The organism is Chryseobacterium sp. X308 (assembly GCF_020733145.1).
Lineage (GTDB): Bacteria > Bacteroidota > Bacteroidia > Flavobacteriales > Weeksellaceae > Chryseobacterium > Chryseobacterium cupriresistens.
On sequence record NZ_JAJFZH010000014.1, the window covers coordinates 18,950 to 43,021 of the forward strand.

Annotated in this window: 21 protein-coding genes; 11 read left to right on the forward strand and 10 right to left on the reverse strand. The window is 37.2% G+C overall.

Annotation, left to right across the window (positions count from 1 at the left end; genetic code table 11):
• Positions 1-131: 131 nt before the first annotated feature.
• Positions 132-1,736 (reverse strand): autotransporter assembly complex protein TamA, encoded by a 1,605-nt coding sequence (locus tag LIV57_RS15065; RefSeq protein WP_227943302.1) that lies wholly within the window; start codon positions 1,734-1,736, stop codon positions 132-134.
• A 103-nt stretch (positions 1,737-1,839) separates the two neighbouring features.
• Positions 1,840-2,634: an SDR family oxidoreductase gene (locus tag LIV57_RS15070; protein WP_227943303.1), complete on the reverse strand. Its 795-nt coding sequence runs from the start codon at positions 2,632-2,634 to the stop codon at positions 1,840-1,842.
• Positions 2,635-2,885: 251 nt separating this feature from the next.
• Between LIV57_RS15070 and LIV57_RS15075 the strand changes: the two genes are divergently transcribed.
• From LIV57_RS15075 to LIV57_RS15090, 4 genes are all read left to right on the forward strand, one after another.
• Positions 2,886-3,584, forward strand: a complete 699-nt coding sequence (locus tag LIV57_RS15075; RefSeq protein WP_202841613.1) for a hypothetical protein — start codon at positions 2,886-2,888, stop codon at positions 3,582-3,584.
• 294 nt (positions 3,585-3,878) lie between these two features.
• The gene (locus tag LIV57_RS15080) at positions 3,879-6,767 is read left to right on the forward strand and encodes a SusC/RagA family TonB-linked outer membrane protein (RefSeq protein WP_227943304.1); all 2,889 of its coding nucleotides are present in this window, start codon (positions 3,879-3,881) and stop codon (positions 6,765-6,767) included.
• Between the two features lie 25 nt (positions 6,768-6,792).
• Positions 6,793-8,301: a RagB/SusD family nutrient uptake outer membrane protein gene (locus LIV57_RS15085; protein ID WP_227943305.1), complete on the forward strand. Its 1,509-nt coding sequence runs from the start codon at positions 6,793-6,795 to the stop codon at positions 8,299-8,301.
• A gap of 111 nt (positions 8,302-8,412) precedes the next feature.
• Positions 8,413-10,239, forward strand: a complete 1,827-nt coding sequence (locus tag LIV57_RS15090) for an alkaline phosphatase (protein WP_227943306.1) — start codon at positions 8,413-8,415, stop codon at positions 10,237-10,239.
• A gap of 135 nt (positions 10,240-10,374) precedes the next feature.
• On the opposite strand, the gene LIV57_RS15095 is transcribed toward LIV57_RS15090, so the two are convergent.
• From LIV57_RS15095 to LIV57_RS15115, 5 genes are all read right to left on the reverse strand, one after another.
• On the reverse strand, positions 10,375-11,373 hold the full coding sequence (locus tag LIV57_RS15095) for a phosphatidylinositol-specific phospholipase C (protein WP_227943307.1): 999 nt from the start codon (positions 11,371-11,373) through the stop codon (positions 10,375-10,377).
• A gap of 325 nt (positions 11,374-11,698) precedes the next feature.
• On the reverse strand, positions 11,699-12,382 hold the full coding sequence (locus LIV57_RS15100; protein WP_227943308.1) for a hypothetical protein: 684 nt from the start codon (positions 12,380-12,382) through the stop codon (positions 11,699-11,701).
• A gap of 230 nt (positions 12,383-12,612) precedes the next feature.
• Positions 12,613-13,836 (reverse strand): 3-phosphoshikimate 1-carboxyvinyltransferase, encoded by a 1,224-nt coding sequence (locus LIV57_RS15105; RefSeq protein WP_227943309.1) that lies wholly within the window; start codon positions 13,834-13,836, stop codon positions 12,613-12,615.
• A gap of 69 nt (positions 13,837-13,905) precedes the next feature.
• Complete coding sequence (locus LIV57_RS15110; RefSeq protein ID WP_034692883.1) at positions 13,906-14,232, reverse strand: nucleotide pyrophosphohydrolase; 327 nt, start codon at positions 14,230-14,232, stop codon at positions 13,906-13,908.
• A complete protein-coding gene (locus LIV57_RS15115; protein ID WP_202841602.1) occupies positions 14,232-15,641 on the reverse strand; it encodes a hypothetical protein in 1,410 nt (469 codons plus the stop codon). Before LIV57_RS15115 ends, LIV57_RS15110 begins: the two co-directional genes overlap by 1 nt.
• A 185-nt stretch (positions 15,642-15,826) precedes the next feature.
• On the opposite strand from LIV57_RS15115, the gene LIV57_RS15120 reads away from it, so the two are divergent.
• The 7 genes from LIV57_RS15120 to guaB all read left to right on the forward strand — a co-directional run bounded on the left by LIV57_RS15120 (position 15,827) and on the right by guaB (position 22,357).
• Entirely contained in the window at positions 15,827-16,078 is a 252-nt protein-coding gene (locus tag LIV57_RS15120) for a type B 50S ribosomal protein L31 (RefSeq protein ID WP_062702555.1), read from the forward strand.
• A 104-nt stretch (positions 16,079-16,182) separates the two neighbouring features.
• The gene (locus LIV57_RS15125) at positions 16,183-17,343 is read left to right on the forward strand and encodes a putative sugar nucleotidyl transferase (protein ID WP_227943367.1); all 1,161 of its coding nucleotides are present in this window, start codon (positions 16,183-16,185) and stop codon (positions 17,341-17,343) included.
• Positions 17,344-17,441: 98 nt separating this feature from the next.
• On the forward strand, positions 17,442-17,951 hold the full coding sequence (locus tag LIV57_RS15130; RefSeq protein WP_002976192.1) for an RNA polymerase sigma factor: 510 nt from the start codon (positions 17,442-17,444) through the stop codon (positions 17,949-17,951).
• Entirely contained in the window at positions 17,926-18,615 is a 690-nt protein-coding gene (locus LIV57_RS15135; protein ID WP_227943310.1) for a hypothetical protein, read from the forward strand. Before LIV57_RS15130 ends, LIV57_RS15135 begins: the two co-directional genes overlap by 26 nt.
• Positions 18,616-18,631: 16 nt before the next feature.
• Entirely contained in the window at positions 18,632-19,918 is a 1,287-nt protein-coding gene (locus LIV57_RS15140; RefSeq protein WP_227943311.1) for a DUF4252 domain-containing protein, read from the forward strand.
• An 85-nt stretch (positions 19,919-20,003) separates the two neighbouring features.
• The gene (locus LIV57_RS15145; RefSeq protein WP_227943312.1) at positions 20,004-20,708 is read left to right on the forward strand and encodes a hypothetical protein; all 705 of its coding nucleotides are present in this window, start codon (positions 20,004-20,006) and stop codon (positions 20,706-20,708) included.
• A 188-nt stretch (positions 20,709-20,896) separates the two neighbouring features.
• Positions 20,897-22,357 (forward strand): IMP dehydrogenase, encoded by a 1,461-nt coding sequence (guaB, locus tag LIV57_RS15150; protein WP_110011687.1) that lies wholly within the window; start codon positions 20,897-20,899, stop codon positions 22,355-22,357.
• An 81-nt stretch (positions 22,358-22,438) separates the two neighbouring features.
• Here the strand turns inward: guaB and LIV57_RS15155 are convergent, their stop codons facing one another.
• The 3 genes from LIV57_RS15155 to LIV57_RS15165 form a co-directional block, all read right to left on the reverse strand.
• Complete coding sequence (locus LIV57_RS15155) at positions 22,439-22,636, reverse strand: KTSC domain-containing protein (protein ID WP_110011496.1); 198 nt, start codon at positions 22,634-22,636, stop codon at positions 22,439-22,441.
• A gap of 96 nt (positions 22,637-22,732) precedes the next feature.
• A complete protein-coding gene (locus tag LIV57_RS15160; protein WP_227943313.1) occupies positions 22,733-23,425 on the reverse strand; it encodes a T9SS type A sorting domain-containing protein in 693 nt (230 codons plus the stop codon).
• Positions 23,426-23,430: 5 nt separating this feature from the next.
• Positions 23,431-24,024 carry a phage tail protein gene (locus LIV57_RS15165; protein WP_227943314.1) on the reverse strand — a complete coding sequence of 198 codons (594 nt, stop codon included), beginning with the start codon at positions 24,022-24,024 and terminating at the stop codon, positions 23,431-23,433.
• Between the last annotated feature and the right edge of the window lie 48 nt (positions 24,025-24,072).

Genomic DNA, 24,072 nt, shown 5'->3' on the forward strand with positions numbered 1-24,072 from the left:
GGAAGTTATTGGTTTTAACTTCTTGAAGCCCTCAATAATAAATTTTTGAAGAAAAACTCTTCTAATAATAGGATAGTAAAACTGTGACTTCGATAACTTCCAGCCTCCAGCTTCCCTCTTCCTTTCTATTTCTAAAACCTGCTCAGAATTCCCCAGTGAATTTTGATATCATTAAACTTAAAAGGATTTCCAAATTCATTACCATTAGACAGCTGGAAGCTCATCAAACCGATAGGAATGAAGAAATTGAAACCGAGCCCGACACTGTAGAGCTTGGGTTTTACATTTAAAGATTTATTGTTGAGCTGTCCGTATTGTCCAAAGACATCAAAGAAGGCCTGGTTACCGATCAGATACCGGTATTCCAGACTTCCATAATAATAAAAGTCGGCGGCGAGGGAGTTTTCATTGAATCCCCGCATGGAATTCCAGCCCCCAAAACGGTATAATTCATTGGCAGAGAATTCTATTTTCGAATCCATCATGGCACCCTCCGCTTTGATGTTCAGAAAGTGATTTCCTGAAATATGATAATTATGTTCTCCAAAGAAATAAAACTGGTTTTGATTGGCTTTAATATTATCTTTTGAATAAGTGGTTGTTAAGAAATCGTATCCGGCATTGATCCTTGTTTTATAAAGGAAAAGGTCAATATCTGTAGGCTCAGTCATTTCATACCATATCCCGATCCCTTTTTTGTTGTAGTCTTTTCCCTGAACGTATAGCGTATCAATAATAGTAGAGGTTTCGAGAGTTGCCCTCAGACCTATTTTATTCCGGTTGTTGATGTGGTAATAAAAGGCAGGCAGGAATTTTACATTGGCAAATGTAGAATCCTGACGGTAGATATTTACTTTTGTATCCATACCGACATTCGATTTGAAAAGGTACGGAATATCTACCCTAAGATCGAAAGTCTGTCCTTTATCAGGGTTTCTCTGCCAGTATAAATTCACAGTTTCAAAACCATTGAACATATTCCTGAAATTGATATTCATTGTCCCGTTTAAGGTAAACTTGGAAGTTTTATCATTCCCGAAGCCGATTACCCCATCAAAAGTATTTGTCTTTTTCTTTTCCAGAAACAGGTAAATACTGGTGGAATCTTTTGTAAATAAAGTCTGAGGCTGCCGTTCAAGGGTCAGAAAAGGATGACTCTGAAAGGTTTTGTTAATGGCTAAAAGGTTTTTGTCATCATAGTTTTTACCTTTAAACTCCTTTTCAAGGTTTTTGATGAATCTTTTGGGAACTTTTTCGTATCCTTTTACTACGAATCCGTTGATTGTTCTTTTATCATTCTTGTTGATGTCAAGTTCTACGATTGGATAACCGTTTTTCTGACCTTTGTATTTAGATTTGATTCTGCTGAAAGAATACCCTTCATCAATATAAGTCTTGTTGATACTTTTCTTGGTGGAGTCTAAATTTTTAGTGAAAAAATCTTTCTGGATTTTTAATTTCTGAACAAGAGAATCTGTAAGGTTGACATATGTTTCATTGAAATTCTTTCCTTTATCGTAGAAAATTTCGGTGCTGTCACCTTTTACTTTTACGTCTTTCAGTTGAGTGAAGAAATAATTACTCTGGGCTAATGAATCCAGAAATTTTACAGCTGAAGTAGAATCTTTTACTTTTTTCCTGACCTTGGTTTCCGTATCAATCAGCCAATACTGCTTCTTCTGCGCTTGTGTAAAAACGCAGAACAGTACAAAAAATATTTTTAAAAGTAATTTCAATTTATTCTTCTGAATATGAAAAGGAATCTCTATAAAATACAAAAGATTCTTCACTGCATTTCATTCCATTCCATTCAGAATGACAATGCGCCTTATCAATCAACTAATTTTTATCCAGTTTATTATACTTCTTCATCAAATTCTCATAAGTTCCCTGCGGAAGAATCCATTTCAAAGGAACCCCGATTTTCTGTCCGAATTTACCAAAATAATAATGCGCTTTCCATTTATTTTTTGCTAAAAGTTTTTCAATGTATTCTGCGACTTCCAACGGCTCTGTTCCGTCATTTACGTGAGAATTCATCAGCGCATATACTTTATCAAAAACATTTTTATAAGGTTGGGAAACCTTTGCAATGACTCTGTTGTCTGCAATATTGGTTTTAATATCTCCCAGATGCAGAGAGCATACATCAATATTCCATGGGTAAACTTCATATCTCATCGCTTCCGTTACTTTATCCAGAGCCGATTTAGAAGCCGAATAAAATCCGCGGAAAGGCAGACCCATTTCACTTCCGATACTGGAAACATTGATAATTTTTCCAAATTTGTGCGCACGCATATTCGGGAGTACGGCACTCATCATCTGTACAGGTCCGGCAAGATTCAGGCTGAAAAGCTTCAGAATATCTTCTTTCGTAGAATCTTCCACGGCTCCTACCATTCCCATTCCGGCATTGTTGATCAGAACATCAATTTTGGTTTCTGTTTTTAAAACCTCAGCTACAGCATTTTGAACTGCAGTATTGTCTGTCACATCAGTTGGGATCGATTTGAAGTATTGGCTTTCTGTATGTTTTCGGCTTAATCCGTATACTTGATGTCCTTTTTTACCAAAATATTCTGCCAATGCAAACCCGATTCCTGATGAGGTTCCTGTTATAATGATGGTCATTGAATTCGTATGATTTTTAATGTTTTTATTTCTTCTGATATCAGTGAGACGTTTTTAATGGTCTGTGTTCAAAAGTAAATCTATTTTCAGCAAATGTAAAAAAAGAAAAATGAACTTTGATAGGAACAAAGCTGTAAAGTTGGATGTATTCTCTAACTGATTTAAAATATTTAGAAATAATCCATCAGTGTTGGAAAAGTTATTATATTTTAACTCCGGTAAAATTTAGTAATTAATTACGTTTTAAATTAATGATGAAAAAAGAACTGCTAATATTATTCATACTCAATTTTAGCTTTTATTGTACAGGACAAGAAATTAAAATTCCGGAGAATTTCACTGAACATTCTATTCCAAAAGTAGAATCTCCGGAATGGTTCGTTCTTATTCATTCTAAAGACTGTTATGCTGTCAAAAAAGACAATGGTAGATTGATTGTGGAAAAAACGAGCTATTACAAAAAAGATTCTGAATTAGAAATTGAAGATGGAACATTGATTGGAGAAAATAAAGGAGAATTTGGGGGAGCACTATACTTCCAGCCTAAAGAAGATAGAGAAAAAATTGAAATAAAATTTGGAAACATTGTTGATATTTTCAGATTTCAGAATAAGATCTATTTCACAGAAGGCTCAGGTATATGGGGAAGTTTGTATGAATTAAAAAAAGATTCAGCTTTCACTTATAATAGAGTCGAATCCTTTGGGGATTCATTAGAAGCTTTAACTATATTCAATGACAGTATTTACATTGCTTCTTTTCATGGCTTTTATAAAGTAGTGGATCAAAAAGCGACACTCCTTTTCAGGAAACAGTTTTGGGGGGGACTGTATCCAAACTCTGTAGTGGTATTCGATGAGGAAAATATTTTTATGGGAATACGAAGTGGAATTGTTAAGTTAAATCTTGTGAAAAAAACAGTTAATTTTTATACAGAAAAAGAAGTATAGTTTGTGTTTTAAGAATTAGATTCTTAAAATATTTTTCGTTCGAACCGCTGAATTGCGTTTTTTTTATTCCTATCATGGAATAAATTTAAGACAAACTTAATATTAATTCGTTATTCATCATCGGAGGAATGATTACTTTTAATTACATATGTTTCTGAAAAACAGGTGTTTAATTTTGTTATGTGGTAGTTGGTACCTGAAAAAATCTAAAATTTCTTAATAAAAACATAAGAAAACCTTAATGAGGCATGGAAGCAGACTGATCTAATTTTGCAGCTAATCAAAAAGGAGATCATGAATGTATTTAAAATCCCTGTATCCGTAACTTATTTAACGGGAAGGGTATTACTTATTGGTGCAATATCGGCTTCACCGGTGTTCCTCGCTCAGAAAAAAGACAGCTTAAAAGAAAAATCCATCGACGAGATTGTTGTTGTCGGCTACGGAACACAGAAAAAAAGTAAAGTTTCCGGAGCCGTTTCGGAGGCTTCGCTGGATAAGCTAACCTCCAGATCTTTATCCGGAGTAGGAGAAGTTCTTCAGGGGAAAACTCCCGGAGTAACTGTAGTGAACGAAGGTGGAGATCCTAACGGAGCACCGAAGGTCAATATTCGTGGTCTGGGAGGAATCAATGGAGAAACACCTTTGTATGTGGTGGATGGAGTGGTTTTCAACGGAACACCCTCTATCAATCCGAATGATATTCAGGATATTTCTGTACTTAAAGATGCATCTGCAGCCATTTATGGAGCAAGATCTTCCGGAGGGGTTATTCTGATTACCACTAAAAAAGGGAAGAAAGGAAATCTAACAGTAGATTTTGATGTTAAGTACGGCGTAAACCAGGCATGGAGGCTGAAAGAATCCCTGAATGCAGCAGAATTTCAGGATGTGATGTACAAAGCCTATGAAAATGCCGGGAAACTGGGAAGTCTGCCAACTGCTTTTAATCCTAATCAATATCCGGACGGAAGAATTACCAGAACAGACTGGATGAAAGAAATTTTCAGAACAGGAACCATTCAGGAATACAATATTAATCTTAGCGGAGGAAGCGAAAAATCCAGATATTTTGTGGGCATGAACCACAGAAGCCTTGAGGGGATTTTACTGAATACTCAGGCAAAACGATACAATTTCAGAGTCAATTCTGAACATAAAGTAAAAGATTGGCTGACGATCGGAGAAAATATGTACTATAATTACTCTGACGGCAATACAGCCGATACCAAAAGTGGGTATACAGGAGCTTTGGTGGCGGCTATGTACTATCCGCCCAATGTTCCGGTATATACACCAAGTGGTGCTTTTTCAGGACTGCCGATTGATGTGGCTGGCGGCTATGGAGATATGATCAACCCGGTTGCTTATCTCAAAAGGATCAGCATCAAAAATCCTACCCACGAGATTTTAATTAATCCCTATGCTGAAATTACACTGGCAAAAGATTTAAAATTCCGTTCCAATTTCTCACAGACTTTTAAGCTGGGGGATGTAAAAAACTTTACATACAGAGTCCTTGAGATTGGGAAAATTTTTGATACCAATAATCTGGAATACCAATCCAATAATTCTTCAACAGCGCTTGCAGAGCAGTTGCTGACTTATAAAATAGCTTTAGGACAACATAATTTCGATTTCCTTGGAGGATTTACTTTCCAGAAAACAATTGATGATGGTTTTGTAGCAAAATCGTATGATTTCAGAAGTGAAGCTGAGGTTTTCCAGCACCTTCAGAACGCTGCGGATACCAATAAAGATGTTTCCAGCTACAGATTCAAACAGTCTTTGGTTTCTTATCTGGCGAGAGTAAACTACGACTATGCAGGAAAGTATATTGTAAGCTTATTGGGAAGACGTGATGGTTCTTCGCTCGTAGCAAAACAGAACAGATTTGCTAATTACTATGCCGTTTCCGGTGCCTGGGTGGTTTCGAAAGAAAACTTTATGAAAGATATCTCATGGCTTTCAAGTCTGAAATTAAGAGGAAGCTACGGTATTTTGGGTAATCTTGGAGGAATTTCACCTCAGGCAGTGAATCCTTTGATGACCAGAGATAATAATGTCATTTTCGGTCAGGATCCTTCTCAGAATATTGCTTATTATGCCACCACACGTCCGAATCCGGACCTGAAATGGGGTAAATCTGAGCAGACCAACTTCGGAGTAGATGCTTCCTTCCTTCACAACAGCCTTTCCCTACAGTTCGATTACTTTGTGAAGAATTCCAAAGATCAGATCTTCAACGTAAGCTTGCCAAGTACGGCAACGTACAATAATCAGTATGTGAATGCGGGATTATTCCAGGATAAAGGGTACGAATTGGGAATCAATTATAACAAAGTAGTTTCAGGTGATTTCACGTTCTCAATAGGAGCTACGATGAGTCAACTAAAAAATACGGTAAAGCAGCTTGCCAATGTGGATGAGATCTTTATCAATGATAATGGAGTAAGAGGTGTATTGAAGCCAACCCGCGTGAAAGTGGGTGATCCTCTGTATTCCTTCTATGGTTATAAGACCGGAGGAATTTTCCAGACTCAGGAAGAAATCAACAATTATAAAGATGCGAACGGAAATCTTATCCAGCCCAATGCCAAGCCGGGAGATATCAAATTCCTGAAAAAAGAAGGAAATACGGGAGTGCTTAATAATAATGATTTTGTTAATCTTGGAAGTCCATACCCTAAGTTCTCCTATGGCTTTTCATACAACATGACCTGGAAAAACTTTGATCTGAATTTATTCTTCCAGGGCGTTTACGGAAACAAAATTTTCAACGGAATGAAGTTTATTTCTTTGAATCCGGGCGGAACGGGACAGAATTATAATATGGACAGAGATATCCTGAATGCATGGACGCCTCAGAATACAAATACCGATATCCCAAGGCTGGTACACGGTGATCCAAGCGGTAATTATTCCAAAGTATCAGATTTCTATGTGGAAGACGGATCATACCTAAGGCTGAAGAACCTTACCATCGGGTATTCATTACCAAAAGAATTGTACCATAAACTGGATGTAAACAAAGTGAGAGTGTATATAACCACCAACAACCTGTTTACGATAACGAAATATACAGGATTTGATCCTGAAGTAGGAATGAACTCTTACGGAGTAGATACCGGAAGATATCCTCAGGCACGCTCATTCATCTTCGGAGTAGAGATCGGATTATAATTTTTAACCAACAAAAAGTAAAAAAATGAAATTTTTCAATAAAATATTGTTAGTATCAGGAATATCCGTAATGCTTTTGTCATGTACAGGCGAACTGGATGTTCAACCTGAAGGAACACCTACCGAAGCCAGCTTCTGGAAAACAGAAAACGATCTTATTACCGGGGCAAACGCGATGTACAAGCCTTTATTCGATGGTGAATTTTACGGCAGAGGTTTGTTCTGGTTTATCAATGCCAGTGATGATATGGTAACCGGAAGAGCAAAAAGTGAAGCAGATAATGCAAAAAACTTCAGCAGTAATTATATCGCGGCAGGAGACCTTGAAACCCAGTGGAATAAAAGATATAATGTGATTGGAGTGGCCAACCGTGTGATCCGTAATGTTGATAATATCCAGACTTCTCAGGCCATTAAAAACAAATACCTTGGAGAAGCTTTATTTATGAGCAGCAGAATGTATTTTGAGCTGGCTTATTCTTACGGAAATGAAAAAGCGGGAGTTCCGATCATAGACCGTTCAAAAGACCCTGATCCTAATCCGATTCCAAGAGCAGCCAACGTAATGGAAAATTACACGTACATTGTCAACGACCTGAAAAGAGCTGCCGAATTATTACCTGCACAGGCAGAACTTCCTGCAAAGGATTACGGAAGACCTCATAAAGCCGCTGCCTGGGCATTGTTAGCAAAAGTATATCTGTTTATGAAAGACTGGAAGAATGCAGAATTCTGGGCTAATGAAGTAATGACCAAAGGAAACAGAGCCTTATTAGGTAATTTTGCAGATGTCTTCAAAGCTGAAAATAACTACAGTTCAGAATACATCTGGTCGGTTCCGGGAACTACAAAGTTTACTGCCTGGGGAAGTATTCTTCCGGGAGTAATGCTTGAAAACAAAGGATGGGGAGAATATAACGGATGGGGATATTTTCAGCCAACAAAAGAGTTATTTGATGAATACGAAACGGGAGACCTTAGAAGAAGTGCTACCATTCTGAAAATTGGAGATAAATTTACCTTCAACGGAAAAGAAAGAATATACGCTTCTACGAATTCCCTTACCGGATACCAGTTTAATAAATATATGGATGCCTTCAAATATGAGCTGAAAAATGGTCACGTGAGTGCCAACGGAGATTATCCGTGTACAGACCTTGCCGTTCCGATCATGCGTTACGCTGAGGTGATCCTGATCAAAGCAGAAGCTTTACTGATGCAGGGAAAATCTGCAGATCAGGAGATCAATATGATCAGAGTACGTGCAGGCTTACCTGTGAAAAACGGATGTACATTGGCTGATTTGAAACATGAAAGACGTTGCGAACTGGCGGGTGAATGGGCAGACAGACACAGAGACCTTGTACGTTGGGGAGATGCGCAGGCAGCGTATGCGAAGCCTCTGCACGGTATCAATGGACAGGTAGTCTGGGCAGCAAGAAATTTTAATCCGGCTGTACATAATGTTTGGGCAGTTCCACAGGCTGAAATCGTAAACAGTCATGGGATTATTAAACAAAATGAAGGCTGGTAAAATTTAATCTTTATCTACAAGCCGCTATATCATTGCAGAACTTTCTGTGATGATATAGTTTTTTCAAAGGCAGGCCTTCCATCTGGTCTGTAAAATTATAAAGTTAAACGAATGAAACTATCAAAAATATGGGCTGTACTGGCCCTTGCTGTTTTTTCTGAAAATCAGGCACAGAATTATTTAAAGTATAATGTAGGGAATGCGCATTCGCATAATGATTATATGCAGGACATCCCTTTCTGGCAGGCATATTATGCCAATTTCGGTTCTATAGAAGCAGATGTTTTTCCGGTAAAAGGCCAGCTTTGGGTTGCTCATACTGAAAAAGAACTTTCTCCGGACAGAACATTGGAAAGTCTTTATCTCGATAATATTTCCAAACAGATTAAGCTGAATAAAGGAAATGTCTATCCTGATGCTGGTAAGAAACTTCAACTGCTGATTGATATAAAACAAGATTATAAAACTTCACTGACAGCTTTAGTGAGTACACTGGAAAAATACCCGGAGATTACCGGGAACACCGGAATTAAAATTGTGATTACCGGAGGAAGACCTCAGCCTGCAGATTTTAAGAACTATCCCAACTATCTTTACTTTGACGGAGATCTTGACCAAAATTATTCTGAAGATCAGTTGAAAAGAATTGGAATGTTCAGTGCAGATCTTCCGGGATTGGTAAAATGGAACGGGAAAGGAATTCCAAGGGATGAAGAAACCGCAAAAATTAAAACTGCGGTTGATAAAGCTCATGCGAAGCAAAAACCTGTTCGCTTTTACGGAGCTCCGGATTTTCCGAATGCATGGGTAAATCTGATGGATTTGGGAGTAGATTATATCAATACCGATCATATTCCGGATCTTAAAAAATTCATGAACACAATTCCGAAAAACTTTTATAAAAATACAAAAGAGTACAGCACTTATACTCCAACTTATCAATCAGACGGAGTGGAGAAAAAAGTAAAGAATGTCATCCTTCTTATTCCGGACGGAACTTCTTTACCACAATATTATGCTGCCTTTACAGCTAATAAAGGGAAACTGAATGTTTTCAATATGAAATCCACAGGGCTTTCCAAGACCAATTCATCCAATGCCTATATTACAGATTCAGCACCGGGTTCTACAGCGTTCGCAACAGGAGTGAAAACCAAAAATACTTTTGTCGGAGTTGACAATATGGGAAAAGCACTGGCACAGATCCCTGATATCATTGCTGAAAAAGGAATGGTTTCAGGTCTGATTTCCACAGGAGATGTTACAGATGCAACGCCAGCTGATTTCTACGCCCATTCGGATAACAGAAACAGTTCGGAACCTATTCTGAAAGATTTTGCAGCTTCAAAAACGAAAATCCTGATCGGTGGCCCTACAAGCGGCTTGTCTCAGGAAAATATACAGAAATTTAAAGATGCCGGAATCGATCTCTATCAGGATTTGAAATCAGTAACGAAAATCAATAACCGTACGCTGGTTATTGATCCTCTGGCCTCACAAAGAATCAGTAATGGAAGAGGAAACTGGCTTGCAGATGCCTTTGATCTTACTTTAAATGATTTAAAGAACAATAAAAAAGGATTCTTTATGATGATTGAAGCGTCGCAGACTGATGGAGGAGGACATAGCAATAATATAGAACAGCTGGTGACAGAATTACTGGATTTCGACCATGTTGTAGGGAAAGCTATGAAATTTGCTGACGAAAATAAAGAAACCTTAGTGATTGTAGTGGGGGATCATGAAACCGGAGGTTTAACACTTTTGGATGGCAGTTTGAAAGAGGGCTGGGTATTCGGAAATTTCAGTACGAATGATCATACTTCTATTCCTTCAAGTGTTTTTGCGTACGGACCGAATTCAAAAGAGTTTACAGGACTGTTTGAAAATACTGAGATCTTCAACAAAATACTGGCAGCTTACGGAATTCAGAAGTAGCTTTTGATTTACACTTTTTTACTTTTACAAAGAGAGACTGTTTCCATCCGAAGCAGTCTTTTTTTTAATTTTCATTTTAAAAAAAGACCGTCTCAAAATAGAGACAGTCTTTGAATAAATCTAACAAATAATAATTTAGAAATTGGTGTTAACGATCAATTGAGAAAGTTCGGCATTCACAAAGTCAATCGGCATTATTCCGAATGTACCCTGAGTATTGGTCTGGAAGAATGTTTTAAGTCTTGGATTGATATTATTGGATACGGTAGGAATGCTTGGGATCCCGAAGATTCCAGGTTTATAGCCGCTGGTGAAATTCAAGAAAAGTTTGCCATTTGTATCATTTTTAGCTTCATTAAGCAGGCTGGAGATGGCATTCCACTTATCATCATTGTTGGTCACCTTGTAATAATCCTGAACTTTCAGCTGTACGCCTGAGTTGTTGATGTCAAAAGTAGTATTGTCAGCCCAGGGTGAAGCATTGATCCCTTTGGTTGTTCCCGAAGAAAACCTTCTTAATAACTTGATCTTTCCCCGTATAGCTCCCAGTGTGGGAATATTAGTTCCAAGATCCCATTTAGACGGATTTTTCTGTACATAAGAATCAAAAGTCTGTTCAAAAGTTCTGGTGGTGTTGGAAGCATCATATTCTTCTTTAACAGACATGATAATGGTTTCTGAAGGATTGTTCTGAAGGAATGTATAACAGGCATTCAATACATCATCAAAATTCATATTCTGATAAATTGCACCATGATGAATGGTAAAAGCATTGTCAATATGTCTGCAGCGGATATCCAGAAAACGTACACCGGCATTCAGCTGTTCTGCAATGCTGAGGTCCTGGGTTTTAGCCGTACCAGATACAAGAGGGGCATCTATACGAGCTCCGGAATCATGAGTACCGGGAATTGATATTTTTGAAATAGAAATGTTATCCTGAAGACCGGCCATCCAGCTATTAAGAGAAACAGGCAGTAATGAAGCTCTGCCAGCTGTTTTTGTTAAAGAAACAACATTGTTTTCGTTGGAATCCCTTTCCAGGATACTGTCGTTTGAACAGGAAAAAAAGATGGATGCAGTAACCACTCCGAGAGTGATGGCTGTCATACGTTTCATGCTTTGTTTGAACATAGTTTTTTTATTTTTAAAGTAGCTTAAAAATAAGAATATATCAAAGCATAAGGAGTTAATTTAACTTTAAGAGATAATTAAGTTGGTATAAAGTAAGGAAGGTGGTTGAGGGAAAATAAATTTTTATTAACGCAAAGCTTATTTTGGTTCCGGATATAGAGAGGAAGCAAAGATGAAATCAATAAATTGATTCTTTCTAAGCGGATGCATAACAATTAAGCTTCATCAGCGACATTGTCGCCTTCTTTGCTTTCTTTAAATAGAACTATAGAATTGTTTTCTTTGTGTTTTCAAAAGATATAGCTTTTCCAGATAGAAGTCTCTCTTAAAACACAAAATCCTCCTTCAACCCGGGAATTTTGAACTTGTGGTCTCCGATAAAGAAATCATTCATTTTAATAAGAGCCGGGAATTTATGAGTAAATTCTTTATGCGAGTTTTCGGGTAGTTTGGTATCATCATCACAGGATGAATATTCTCTGTCAACAATTACTTGGCCTGTAGAAAAATTGATTTCATTGGTGAAACTGAAATCACAGGTATCTTCAAAATGATCGTACAAACCTATCAGATAAAAATCTCCGTTCTGAAATCTGAACGTATGTTTATATTTCTGGGTATGCCTTGAATTGGTAAAAAAAGTTTGCCCGATTTGAAGGCTGTTGTTTTTTATACTGACTTCAAGTGTATTATCAGAAGGATAAAATCCGAATCCGCTTGAAAAAATGATATCAGAATTTTCTTTCCATAGTTTCAGGCCACTGTTTTCATTTTTCAGAATATAGAAAACCCTTTTATAGTCACTTGTACCTTCCGGGTTCTGCTCGTATGATGCTTTTATATTCGTATTAAATACAAGGACCGTTTCATCTTTTCCATCTTTGTCAAGATCGCCTTTGGCTTCTGCAATCTGAGTATAACCTTTCGGAACCGAAAAATTTTTCAGCTTCTGAGCAGATAAACCTGAAACAGCTAAGACAATCAAAAAGGAAAAGAAAGGTTTCATCATTATTATATTCAACTTGTTTAAACTTTTGTTTTTGAAACATTAAGATTGTATTAAGGTGTTGAGAGTATTAAGATGAGCTTTGCTTTTAAGCTTAAAAATCAGAATGATGCATCTTAACTATACTTTATTTCTTCAATTCTTCTTAATGGTTTTATTAAACAGCTTCATTATTAAAATGTGGTAATCCGAAATAAAAATCATCTTCAGATTACCACACTTTATAGTATTCATTAATGGGTCAGTATGCTTTCAAGATCTTTCCAGAACATTGGATAAGATTTTTCTACCACATCTTCATCTTCAATATTGAGTTCTTTAATCAGGCAGAACGGAGCGAAACTCATTGCCATTCTGTGATCCTGATAGGTCTTGATTGAAATATGGTCTTGTGCCTCTCCAAAACTGGTTGATTTAATCGTTAGATCTGTGATTTCTGTTTCGGTACCCAGTTTTTTAAGCTCATTATATAAAGCAAGAAGCCTGTCAGTTTCCTTTACTCTTAAGGTTCCCAAGCCGGAAATCTCAAAAGGGATTTGTAAGGCTGCTGCTGTTACGCAAAGGGTTTGTGCAATATCCGGACAGTTGTTCATATCCAGAACAATTTTTTCCGGGAAGGAAAAATCAGGATGAGGTTCCAGGGTTAATTGATGCTCATCTTCAGAAAAAGTAGTTTTAATCCCGAAGAACTTTTCGTAGATATCAGCAATGGCAGAATCTCCTTGTGTGGATTCTTTATAAAAACTTTTCAGATGGATTGTTTTTCTTCCCAACGCACAGATAGAGTAGAAGTAAGAAGCCGAACTCCAGTCGCTTTCCACTTCATAATGTACAGCCTCAGCATTCTTGTCAGGACTGAAAGGCTCTACTTTGATGGCATTTCCTTCAAAACTGCTTTGGATGCCAAATCTGGTCAGGATGTCAAGTGTCATTTCAATATAAGATCTTGAGGTCACTTCTCCTACAAGATTAATGACTAATCCGTTTTCAAGTTTTCCTGCAATAAGAAGTAGAGAAGTGATAAACTGGCTTGAGATATTCGCCGGAACATTTACCGAAGTCTGGGTGATTTTTCTTCCTGTAATTTTTAAAGGAGGAAATCCTTCATTCTCCATATATTCAATTTCCACTCCAAGATCCCTCAATGCACTTACCAGATTTTTGATCGGTCTTTCTTTCATTCTTCCAGAACCTGTAAGAACAGTTGTCTTTCCTTCCTGAATAGAATAATAAGAAGTAAGAAAACGCATCGCCGTTCCTGCATGGTGGATGTCCACGGTGTCTGTGTTCTCAGATAATGCTTTTTTCAGCAGCTGAGTATCCTGGGAATTGGATAAATTCCCGATTTTTATATTACTAAACAGGCTTTCCAGAATCAATAAACGATTCGAAATACTCTTCGAACCGCTGATCTGTACTGTTTTATCTCCCGATAATTTTGATTTTTCTAGCTTCATTATGATCTACATTTCTAAAAAAATAATGAGTTACAAATTGATGTGGTATTCATAACTCATCATTTATATTTATTTCAATTTTTCGTTGTTCTGATGCCGGTCTTTATCACGGTCAGTTTTTATTTTCATTTTTCTGTCGAAAGCATCCTGCAGATTGACTCCGGTTTGGTTGGCCAGGCATAACGTAACAAAAAGCACATCTGCCAGTTCTTCACCAAGATCTTTGTTTTTATCACTTTCCTTCTCGCTTTGTTCGCCATATCTTCTTGCAATGATCCTTGCTACTTCACCCACTTCTTCTGTCAGCATGGCCATATTGGTAAGCTCATTAAAATACCTTACACCGATGGTTTTGATCCATTCATCTACCTGCTGCTGTAACTGTGTAATTTCCATTATTGATAAGCTCCTAGAGTTGGGTTGGTAGTTCTGGAAACATTCACAATATCAAAAGGTACCGTTGCTGCAACAGCTGTATTTCCTTTTCCAAGAGCCGGAGAACCAGGTTTTACTCTTAAATTCATTTTAGCCATAAAATAATTGACAAACTGTGGTTCTGCATTCTTGACCGTTTGTATCACATTCGGATTATTGTCAAAAGTGAAGCCGGATCCTGTTGCACTGGTATATTTGATTAATGAATTTTGAAGTAAGAACTCAAACTGCTGCCCTGGGGTTTGTTCAAAATGAACCGCATCATCCCTGTCAGAATACACAATACTGTTTTTGATGTCAAGAAGCTGCAAAGCGCCCTGCTGTGATTGCCCTGCATCATTTTTCCATTCATTGGCTGCAAAAATTCCTGCTCTGTCAAAAGAACTCATCGTTCTGGAGTAATTGGCAATCGTAGCGTGAGTATAGCTATGTTTTCCACCAAGGAAAATACCGATACATGATAAACCGCAATTGTTCATGACAAGATTATTGGCATTCACGGTAGAACCTACGGCATAAATTCCGTATTCAAAGAAAGTATGGATGAATGAATTGGTGATGGTAGCATTGGTTTGCTTCATGTCCAGTCCTCTCGTACCTCCGAAAAGTCTTGCATGGTTCATCTTAAGGGTAGAATTGGCCTCCATTTTAATAGAATTCCAGTTTTTAGGAATCGTATCATAATAAGGATCGTTCCTGTCTCCGCGAAGAATAACCTGATCTGCCTGAGTACCGTTAATATTTAAGACCGCTCCGGAAGAAACTTTCATTCCGCTGTTTTTGTGGAAGTATACTTTCGTTCCGGGATTGATATCCAATGTTATATTAGGATTAATGGTAAGATTTCCGTAGATGATCTTTGCCTTATCATTATTCCATGTTGTGGAACTGGTAATTACATTCGGGTTGCCAGGAGTCTGAATAAAAAATTCTGCATCCTGAACGACAGAAAATAAAGTTACATGCTGTTGTCCTGTTGGACCGGTAAAAAGAACTTTGTCTTCTGCTATGGCCTCCGGTCCTGTAGCTTCCGGGGCAATTTCAACAAAAATATAAAGACTGTCTTTCTTTCTTAAAGGAACATTCTTAAAATCATATCCCGGTTTTCCATCTACATTGATTCTATATAATGAAGCGGCTCCTTTTTCAAGGTTCACTCTTGGGATCATAATATCCTTATCTTCATTATTATATACTTTTACAACATAAGTTTCTGAACGTACCTGATGGTATACCGTATCACAAAATACCGTATCTCTTGAGAAACGAAGTTCCTGCGTAGGGCTGTCAAACGTTATGTCATCTTTATTACATGATACTGCTACAAGTAACATCCAGAAGGAAAAAGCCAGTAATAATTTGAATTTCATTGAAATTAAAGTTTAAGTAAGTTCCAAATTTAACGAAAATACTTTAAATTTCTTATCAATAAAAAAATATTGAATTCAGTATTTGGAATTTTAAAAAAATGTTGTATTTTTGCAACCTAAAATTTAGCAGAGAAATATCCATTACTATTTCGAAAGCAAACTTTAATTTTTTTAAAAATAGTATTATGAAAAACGGAATCCACCCAGAAAATTATAGACTTGTTGTTTTCAAAGATATGAGTAACGACGAGATGTTTCTTTGCAAGTCTACTGCAGAAACAAAAGACACTATCGAGTACGAAGGACAAGAGTATCCTCTAATCAAAATGGAAATCTCTTCAACTTCTCACCCTTTCTACACTGGTAAAGTAAAACTAGTTGACACTGCAGGTAGAGTTGATAAGTTCATGAACAAGTATAAAAAATTCGCTAAGTAATTTTTGTACATTAAAAATATTAAAGTCTTCCAATTTTTGGGAGACTTTTTTTATTGTAAATTTGTTGATCTTGAATTTTAAACCTTAAACTTAAAAACTGAATGATGCAGTTGGTATTTTCAGACGCACAATACTGGGAAGATTTTCTTCCGCTTACTTTTACCCGCCCGGTTGCTGCTATGCGATGCGGAATCCTTACATTTTCTGAAAGATGGCAGAAAATACTTGAAAACACTGAGGTAACTTATTTCACAGAAATATATCTTCAGGATAAATTTAAAAGCCCGGAGGAAAAAGAAAGCCTTTTTCTTGTTCCGAATTTCCTGCCAACAGAAAACGTAATCCAACAAATTAAAGACCTTAAGCAAGGGGAAGCGCTGGTGTATGAAGACGAATTAATCGCCGCAAAAATCAATATGAAAGGTTTTTCTCTGAACCAGATTGAGAAAATGACAGATATTAAGGAAGATCTTGTTTTCTTTAAAAGGCCAAAAGATCTGTTTACCTATAACCATCATGCGATTGATTTTGACTTTGAGCTTCTTACCAAAGGAAGAACTTCACAGGAATTGTCTTCAACCAATGGTTTCTTAGGTGATAAAAAAGATCTGTTTATTGAAGAAGGAGCTTATGTTGAATTCTCTACCATCAATACAAAAACAGGTAAGATTTATATCGGTAAAAATACTGAAGTGATGGAAGGCTGTCATCTTCGCGGGCCAATCGCTCTTTGTGATGATTCCAAATTTAATCTTGGGGCTAAAATTTATGGAGCTACCACAATCGGTCCTCACTGTAAGGTAGGTGGAGAAGTGAATAATATCATTATATTCGGATACTCCAGTAAAGGGCATGAAGGTTTTGTAGGAAACTCTGTGATTGGCGAATGGTGTAATTTCGGAGCTGATACCAATTCTTCAAACATGAAAAATAACTATGGTAATGTAAAATTCTGGAACTACAGAACAAAATCATTTGAAGATACGGGATTGCAGTTTGCAGGTCTGATTATGGGTGATCATTCCAAAACAGCCATCAATACCCAATTGAATACAGGAACGGTAATTGGCGTAGCTTCCAATATCTTCAAACCGGGTTTTCCACCTAATCTTGTAGAAAACTTTTCATGGGGCGGACTGAAAGATGATGAAAGATTCAAACTTGATAAAGTATATGAGGTAGCAGAAAGAGCCATGGCAAGGAGAAAAGTTGCTTTAACAGAAGAGGATAAAGCGATTCTGAAACATATTTTTGACACGTATTAATTCGATTATAATAAAAACTTCAAATTTTTTGAAGTTTTTTTATTTTTGATGTAATAGATAAGTAACTGCAATTGTCTTACCTATAAGAAACAAAACTCATGACCCAAGAAACTTTCAAGAATACGGTGTTTATTCTCAAAGACGAGATGTATCGTTTTGCGAAACGGTTTGTCATGAGCAGTGATGAAGCAGAAGATGTAGTACAGGATCTCATGATGAAGTTTTGGCAGAAGAGGGATGAGCTTGAGCAATTCGGGAATTTTAAATCCTATGCGCTGAAGTCGGTCCGGAACGAATGCCTGAACAGATTGAAGCATCACGACGTAAAGATCGGCTTTGCGGATATGCAGCTTCACCGCTCGGAGCTTTACAGTATGGAAGTTGATAACCTTAAGGAACATATTGTAGGATTTATCAATCAGCTCCCTGAGAAACAGAAGATGGTCATCCACTTGAAAGATGTAGAAGAATATGATGTTTCCGAAATTTCTGAAATGCTGGAAATGGAGGAAAATGCAGTAAGGGTAAACCTGATGCGTGCGAGACAAAAAGTAAAAGAACAAATCTCACAACTGATGAGCTATGAAAAAAGATCAATTACAAGATAAATACAACGAAGTCTTCCGGGAGATCAAGGAAGAAAAGATGGACTGGAGCTTTGAGGACTTTCTTCAGACTGCAGAAAGTACGGAACCTGAAAAGGATGCTGTACCTATTATTCCATTGGAAGAAAAAAAGAAACCCTCTTTTCCCAAATGGTTCTGGATGGCCGCCAGTGTGATGCTGGTTTTTGGAATCGGCTTATTTCTTAATGATAATAATTCCGGTACTGCAGATGTGCAGGACAGAGAAAAACTGGTAAAAGATGAAATCTTAAAACAAAAGTCCGGGTTTATGGAAGAAAACAGTGATCACCAGGAACAGGTAGCGGTGAATCATACCGATTCTATTTCCGGAGTGAAAAAAGATTCTGTTTTTCAGGATAACCAGGTGGCAGAAAAAGATGTAATGGATGAAATTCTACCAAAAAGAGGAAGGCTTAAAAAAGAAAGAAAACCCAGATATGTTGATAATTCTTCCTTCCCGGGTAAAAATTTAAATGATTCTGCAACAGCATACAATGACTCTTATGTCATTGTAAACGGAAAAAGAATCAGCAGTGAAAAAGAAGCCATAGATGTTGCAAAATATTCCTTTATGAAGTTAGGAAGTGAGTTAAAAAAAACAGTAGCATCTTCTCAAAAAAATGAAAATCTTGACAGCGAATACTAAAAATCAGATCAATCTCATGAAAAAAATATTTTTTATAATAGCCATAATGCTGAGCAGCTTTGCAACTTATTCTGCACAGACTGAGAAATTAGACAAGCTTTTTCAGGATTTTGAAAAAAGAGGAAGAGTAACCTCTATCAATATCAAAAAACCGATGTTCAAGCTATTGAATACCATTGATGTTAATGATGCCTATATCGGAAAGATAAAACCTATACTGAACGATGTAGAAGGACTTAAAATTCTGATTATTCCAAAAATTACTTTCCCGGATCGTTTAAAAGATGAAAATCTTGCGAACATACAAATGAATGAAGAAAAAACGGAGAGAATAAACAAGGCTTTAAACGCTCTCAACTTCAATGAGCTGATGTCCATGAGCAGTGACGGAACTTCTATGAAATTTCTGGCTGAAGAAGAAAAAGACAATTATCTGGAGAATCTGGTTTTTAATGTGGATTCCAAGGAAGAGAATATCATTTTTATCCTCAATGGAAAGATGAAGCTGTCGGATGTTAATAAGATCATTAATTCTGCTGAAACAACTACATCTTCTGTGACGAGTTCTGTAAGAAATGACCTTACATCAGGCAATACCTCTTCTTATCTGAATGGAGATAACAGAAATGTAGGGCAATTTTCAAAAATAGATGCCAGCGTAGGAGTAAATGTTACCTTCAAGCAGGAAAATACCAGCAGTGTAAAAGTAATTGCAGATGCAGATAAACTTCAATATGTTATCACCAAGGTGGAGGACGGAGTATTGAAAATATACGTAGACAATAAGGGAGTCCGTAATCTGAGATTTAAAAATCTTAATGTTAATGTTTCTGCTCCTGCTCTTCACGGTATAAAAACTTCATCCGGAAGTATTTTTACAGCAGTGAATCCGGTTAATGAAAACAATATGGAGATTGAAGCAGAATCAGGTTCTGTTATTAAAGGAACTTTCAATGCAAGACAGGCCGCTGCAGTTACCGTAAGTTCCGGAGCTGTTTTGACTGCTGAACTTACCACACAGAAACTGGCCTTGGATACCTCAAGCGGAGCAAGTGTAAGCTTATCAGGAGAAGCTGTTTCCGCCGTGATAGAAACGAGCAGTGGCGCTTCGTGTAAAGCAGATGACCTTAAAATTGCCACGGCAGTAGCAGAGTCTACTTCGGGAGCAAGTCTTTCCTTATTGGTTACAGACAAACTGAAAGTAAATGTTTCTTCAGGTGCCGATGTAAAATTGAAAGGGAACCCTGAGCTGGATGCTAAAGTGGATAAAATTTCAGGAGGAAGCCTAAGACAAATCAAGTAAAAACTAAAAATGATATCAACATTCCAGAATGTTAATTCCGCTGCTGTTCAATAATCCTGATAATTAATTCCAAAACTTTTACCGCATGGAGAAATTAATAAGAGAAGTCCGGGTCCTTAAAATCTACGCCGCTGTACTTACCATACTATGTGTAATGTTTTTCCTTCTTGCTTTTAAAAATCAGTCTTCCAACGAACGTTTCAAAGAAATAGATGTAGAACGTATCAATATCGTTGAGAAAGATGGAACTTTAAAGATGGTTATCAGTAACAAGGAGCGTCAGCATCCCGGATTGGTGAATCATAAGGAAATGAAACCCCGTGAAAGAGAAGCAGGACTTATTTTTTTCAATTCCCTGGGAGATGAATGTGGAGGGCTTGTGTATGACGGCAATGAGAAAGAATCAGGAATGGTTTATTCTGTAGATCAGCGGAACACAGATCAGATTATGCAGCTTCAGTATTTTGAAGGTTCAGGAAAAGACAAAAAAAGAGTATATGGTTTAAAACTCTGGGATCGACCTGATGATTTCCCGATGGAGGATATTATTAAGGCTGCTGATTCTATAAAGAAACTGAATAATCCGGAAGCTTCTAAAAAAGCATTCGCACAACTACAGGAAAAAGGTAAACTGGGAAGTGAACGCTTTTTTGCAGGCAAGACAGCCAATGGTGATGTAGGTATATTTATCCGCGATAATAAAGGGAAAGTACGATTAAAATTATACATCGATAAAAATAATCAGACCCATATTGAGAATATTGATGAAAATGGAAGTCTCATCAAATAGATTTTATCTGGCCATATTTAACCTATAAATAAAGTAGTTTCAAACTTATTCAATTATTTTGTACCGTAACCGTTCTTACAAAAGGGCGGTTTTTCGATTTAAGTTATTGATTATTAAATTTTATTTAAACTATCAAAAAGGATTTTCATATCTCACCAAAATAACCTAATTTTGCAAAGAAAGTAAAGATGTCTATTCATAACAAAATTGTAGAGACAGCCATCACTTTCGATGACGTTCTTCTAGTCCCTTCTTATTCAGAAGTTTTACCTAACCAGGTTTCATTAAAATCAAGACTTACCGACAAAATCACGCTGAATGTTCCGATAGTTTCCGCTGCGATGGACACTGTTACTGAAGCTGATCTGGCCATTGCTTTAGCAAGAGTCGGAGGGTTAGGATTTATCCACAAAAACATGACAATCGCTGAGCAGGCAGCTCAGGTAAACCGCGTAAAACGTTCCGAAAACGGAATGATCTCTGATCCGGTTACGCTATCTAAAGATCATACTTTAGGGGAAGCTAAAGATCTTATGTCAAGATATAAGATTTCCGGTCTTCCGGTAGTGGATGCTGATAATGTTCTGATCGGAATTATTACCAACAGAGACGTAAAATATCAGGAAAATCTTGATATGAAAGTGGAAGAGATTATGACCAAAGATAATCTGATCACTTCAGATAAAGATACCAACCTTGAAAAGGCTAAAGAAATCCTTCTTAAAAACAGAGTTGAAAAACTTCCTATCGTAGATAAAGATAACAAACTTGTAGGTTTAATTACAATCAAGGATATCGATAATCAGTTGGAATACCCTAATGCCAATAAGGATCAAAACGGACGTCTTATCGTAGGAGCCGGAGTAGGTGTAGGAGAAGATACATTAGCAAGAATTGAGGCTTTGGTACAGGCTGGAGTTGATATTGTAGCCATTGATTCTGCACATGGTCATTCAAAAGGAGTTTTAGACAAAATTTCGGAAATCAGAAAGGCATATCCGAACCTTGATGTTGTAGGAGGAAATATCGTAACTGCAGAAGCTGCTAAAGACCTTATTGAAGCTGGAGCCAACGTACTTAAAGTTGGAGTAGGACCGGGTTCCATCTGTACAACAAGAGTAGTTGCCGGAGTAGGTGTTCCTCAGCTATCTGCTATCTATAACGTTTACGAGTATGCTAAGTCAAAAAATGTAACGGTAATCGCTGATGGTGGAATCAAACTTTCAGGAGATATCGTTAAAGCCATTGCGAGTGGTGCAGGAGCAGTAATGCTTGGTTCTCTTCTGGCAGGTACAGATGAGGCTCCGGGAGAAGAAATTATCTTCCAGGGTAGAAAATTCAAATCTTACCAGGGAATGGGAAGTCTTTCAGCAATGAAGAGAGGTGGTAAAGAAAGATATTTCCAAAGTGAGGCTAAAAAGTTCGTTCCGGAAGGAATTGAAGGAAGAGTTCCGCATAAAGGAAAACTGGAGGATGTGATCTTCCAGTTGACAGGAGGTTTAAGAGCCGGTATGGGATACTGTGGAGCAAAAGATATTGAAACACTTCAAAAAGATTCCAAGCTGGTAATGATTACAGGAAGCGGATTGAAAGAATCCCACCCTCATGATGTAATTATCACGCAGGAAGCCCCAAATTATTCTTTATAAAATTATAATTGAATTTAAATATGAAAGACCGCACTTATTGTGCGGTCTTTCTATTTAAATTATCTTATTGTTAGGATCTCTTTATTCCATCTTCCTGTACTTAAACCTTGGCTTAATAACTTTATTAAGAAATTGCCCCTTAGATCTGGCTTTTCTAAAATTTTCAACAATATCAGGAGGTACCTTAAGATAATCATAAACTGCTCCTGACTGATATATAATTTTTAATATTTCAGTATCCGGAAAATAGATGAAATGATTGACAACACTTGAAGGCATACTTCATTTCATGCAAAAAACATTCCCTGCCATAAAAAAAAGCTTCCGGGATTTCCGAAAGCTTCAGTAATTGATTTCTTGAAACAGAATATCATTCTATTTTTTCATGAATTTAAATTGATGTATCTGAAAATTTCGGGTATTTATTTTTAATACATATCCTCCGGGAACAAGTTGTGAAACATCAATCTTGGAATCAAACATTTCTGATTTTACCAGACGTCCGTCAATATTGTAAATCTGGATGGTTAGCCCATCGTCAATACCGGAAATAGTAATAAAATCAACCACAGGATTAGGAAAAATCTGAATTTTATTTTTTGAAAGGTCTGAAGTTCCTAATGTAGTGGTCTGTACATCACCTGTCATGGTGGAATTTACTGCAGTAAGATTTCCTCCACATTGCCCGTTGGTCATTGCTGTATTTTCAACCCAGGTTCCGACACTGTTACCGGGAGGTATCGGAACAGAATTATTACCTGTTGAGTTATAATAAATCAGATAAGGAGTTGTAAATGTTCCGTTTCCTTCATCACCAAGAAATTCCCATCTTGTAAGAGCATTGTTCCATTGGATTTTAAATTCACAGGTACCTAATCCACTACAATCTTGTCCGCCATCAATAGGGCTGGTCATGTAGATGTTCTTACTAAAGGCATCTACTCCTGTTTTGTTAAATACATACGTATTAGGCGGGCTATCAAACAGATTGGGACATCCACTGAAAGTTATTGTCTGTGTAAAAGCTGAGCTTCCTATAACAAGACATAATAAGTAAAGAATTTTCATAACGATTAGTTTTGAGATGGATAGACTCCTGCTAATGCAATGATGCATTTCAGCGTAATAAACGGAGGTCTGTTTTCATGAGGCTGGCTTCCTCCAGTGTTTCCTACCATTGTGTTTTTCATGGTCGTATTTGCCGCTGCATCTGAATATTCTTTGTCAAGAGTTTTGGTGTCTGCCGGAAGATTATTGGTGGGAGAATTTTGATTTCCTTCCGTTGTTACAGCATTCACGGTATGATTATGAGCCGGCATTTGTGTTACCAATAATGTTACACTCTCAGTTCCGCCGGTTTCTCCCATGGTGTACATCGTAGGGCCGCCAGGAGCCTGTCCGTTATGAACAAGTACCCTTCCCCGCATATCAGGTAAGGCAAATGTGGTAACTCCGTTCCCTCCATAAGTGGTTCCTAACAGTGAAAAAAGTGCTTGATTTTGCGCGATGGGCAGAAGCTGCCCATTACATTCTGCCCAGTATTTTGGAGCAAAATTATAAGGTACAAAGGCTATTTGCCCTAAAAATGGTTCTGATGCCTGTGCTTTTAGGGCAGGAGCAAATGCACTGCATATCAGCAGTGTACATGCAAAAATTAAGTTTTTCATGATAGCAAGAATTTTAAGTAGTATAAAATTAGAAAATATTTTACATAA